This window comes from Trichococcus sp. (genome assembly GCF_049589555.1).
Taxonomy (GTDB): Bacteria; Bacillota; Bacilli; order Lactobacillales; family Aerococcaceae; genus Trichococcus.
In genome coordinates this window covers 1-3,022 of the sequence record NZ_JBAWAZ010000350.1, presented here as the reverse complement: position 1 = coordinate 3,022, position 3,022 = coordinate 1, and the positions used below count along the sequence as shown (strand labels likewise).

Sequence of the window (3,022 nt, the reverse complement as noted above, 5' to 3'; positions counted from 1 at the left end):
TGGCGGATGGTCTCTTCATCTTTGACGATTTTTTCTTTTCCATTGACGATTGACTCATAGACGCCGGCATAGATCCGTCCGTAATCTCCCACTTCGGAAACGACTTTTTCTTCGTGGTAACGGCCCGCGTCATCCATATACGTGAGGACACCGTAATGTTCCGGCAAATCTATCCCGAAATCAGCGTTCGTAGGCATATGGAACATTTTTAGGTGCTCCTCTTGGCGATCTTTCGTCTGCTTGACGAAGCATCCTTTTTTTCCAGTTACGATGAAGCTAGGACGTTCCTTCAGGCGGAAATAGCTGGATTTTACAGAAACTTTTTTCTGCCCATAGAACAGGTCCAAATCGAAGTAATCATTGAAACGACCTTTTCCTAACAGCTGTCTCACATCGTACGTAATCCGTTCCGGATTGCCGAAATAAGAGAGCACTTGATCGAGCGTATGACAACCGTGTCCGTACAGATAGCTGTTCACTTTCGAAAAGCTTGTGATCGACTCCGGAATTTCCGGTCTGAAGTAGTCGTAGTGCATTTCGACTTCCAGGATATCCCCCAGAACGCCGCTCTCAATCACTTTTTGGACAGTCAGGAAATCCGAGTCGAATCTGCGGTTTTGGTAGCATTGGATAAAGAGATTTTTTTCTTTCGCCAAGGCGAACAGTTCTTTGGCTTCTGCGGAAGTGTTCGTGAAGGGTTTTTCAACCAGCGCGTTCTTGCCTTTTTCCAGGGCCATTTTGCCATATTGATAATGGAAGTCTGATGGCGTGGACACCACTACCAATTGGACTTCATCATCGCTCCAGATGTCTTCAATGTTGTCTGTGTAAAGAACTCCTGGTACTTTTTCCCAGGCATCGTTTTGTACCGGAGAAAAGATTGTCTTGACGCGGATGTTTTCGTTTTTCAGGGAGAAGGGCATGTGATAACGGTGGGCACTTTTCCCGCCGCCGATATAAGCGATTGTTAACATAAAATAATTCCTCCATTTCTCTTGCATGGCCTCATTATAGGGAATAACAACCCTTACGAAAACGCTTTTAAACCAGATAGGACCTGCTGTTCAACGCAAGACCGCTTTGCTTGTAAAACATTGAACATAATGTTCAGCGCCCATAGGAATATCCTTTGTAATTTGCTGTTGGCAGTTGCCTTTTCGGGGTTTATTGCTTATATTGAAGGAAATACCGGATCGGTTAAGTGGATCGAATCATTGCTGGATACGTTATATATGGAGGGAACAGGATGAGTTTGCTGAAAAAATTGAAATTGAAAGAAAGTTTTACGGACACCGAGCAAAGAATCGCTGATTACATTTTGACAAACTTGGATGATGTGCCAGATATGGTGATCCAGCAACTTGCAGAAAACACCTTCACTTCCCATTCAGCAATCATCAGGCTCAGCCAGAAATTGGGTTTTTCAGGCTATCGCAGCTTCAAGGTGGCGCTGATCCACGAAATCCAAAGCAACAAACATACGCCTACAAACGTCGATCCCAACTTCCCGTTCCTGCCGATGGACGGTTCGATGGACATCGCCAAAAAAATGGCCGACCTGACGATCGAAACGATCAGAAAAACCTTGGTGAAACTGGAAAAGGACAAACTGAACAAAGCGGTGGATCTGCTGCAAAAGGCGGATAAGATCTTCCTTTTCGGTACGGGCGATTCCCAGATCCGCGCCCGTAGCTACCAGAACAAACTCATCAAAATCAACAAGCATCTGATCATTGGCGACGAATACGGCGAAGCGGCCTGGAATGCCATGAGCATGGGCAAAGCCGATTGTGCTCTGTTCATCAGTTACGGCGGCAATTCAACCAACCACAGAAAGATCATCAAATATCTGAATTCCATGAAGATCCCTTGCATCCTGCTGACGGCAAATACGGAGCAAACAACGAGCAAGCTGTGCGACCTTGTGATCGAGGTGCCTTATGATGAGTTCGACTTCTTCAAAGTCGGCACCTTCTCTTCTCAGATATCCTTTGAATATATACTGAATACGTTGTTTTCGATCCTCTACGCGCGCGAATACACGAAAAACCTCAACAGCCTCAAGCGCAAAACAGAAGCGGCGAAGAAATGGGAACTGCTATAAAACTTTGTCATGGGCGCCTTAAAGAACCAAGTGGCATTTACGCGGCCAAATGTGCGTTGGCGGGTTTTTCGGATCGATCCACCCCCAGGATTACCTTCCAAAGAGCATTTGGCGGGGAATTCTGATGAAAATTCTGTATGCTAGCCCGCCAAATGGATTTTGGCGGGTTATTTTGGATTCCTCATCTCCTCCCCCGCTTCCTTTGCAAGCTATTTATTTCCTTAGAAAATGGAATTCTATGACTTTTGCTTCCATTTGTGATATAGTAGGCCAGTCACGCTGTTGCTCAGAGAACCTATATAACGTTTCGCGGGGAGGAATTTGGCAAACGGGAGTCCAACTCTCTTTCCCAAACTGACCTGACCCGAAACAAACCCACTAAAATCAAATGCATGTAGAACATGCTGAAGGAGAACCATTTGTTATTTAAAGAACTAGAATTGAATCAAAACCTGCTGCGCGCACTGAAAGAGGCAGGCTACACGAAAGCTACGCCCATCCAAGAAGATGCCATTCCGCATCTGATGAACAACAAGGATTTGTTGGGTTGCGCCCAAACTGGTACCGGTAAGACCGCTGCCTTTGCCCTCCCGATTCTTCAGAACCTAACAGAAGCAGGAACATCTGGAAAAGGTAACATCAAAGCCCTGATCCTTGCCCCTACCCGTGAACTTGCCCTACAGATCGGCGAAAGCTTCCAAATTTACGCAAAATACCTTCCATTGAAGATCCAAGTCATTTTTGGCGGTGTTTCCCAGAATCCTCAGACAACCGCGCTGAAACGCGGAACAGATATCCTTGTGGCGACGCCAGGCAGACTGTTGGACCTTATCGGACAAGGATACATCAAACTGAACCAGGTAGATTTCTTTGTCTTGGACGAAGCCGATATGATGTTGGATATGGGGATGCTCCATG

At 46.0% G+C, this 3,022-nt stretch carries 3 protein-coding genes; 2 read left to right on the top strand and 1 reads right to left on the bottom strand.

From position 1 onward, the window contains the following. Positions 1 to 974: Gfo/Idh/MocA family oxidoreductase (locus WBV27_RS12095; protein WP_424202386.1), on the bottom strand; the 974-nt coding region annotated here is incomplete at its 3' end. Positions 975 to 1,246: 272 nt separating this feature from the next. Between WBV27_RS12095 and WBV27_RS12090 the strand changes: the two genes are divergently transcribed. Continuing rightward, entirely contained in the window at positions 1,247 to 2,104 is an 858-nt protein-coding gene (locus WBV27_RS12090; RefSeq protein ID WP_424202385.1) for a MurR/RpiR family transcriptional regulator, read from the top strand. Between the two features lie 419 nt (positions 2,105 to 2,523). After that, positions 2,524 to 3,022: DEAD/DEAH box helicase (locus WBV27_RS12085; RefSeq protein WP_424202384.1), on the top strand; the 499-nt coding region annotated here is incomplete at its 3' end.

Bases quoted from the DNA above. Each gene is read 5' to 3' on its own strand.
- WBV27_RS12090 (WP_424202385.1), top strand. From the start codon at position 1,247: ATGAGTTTGCTGAAAAAATTGAAATTGAAAGAAAGTTTTACGGACACC.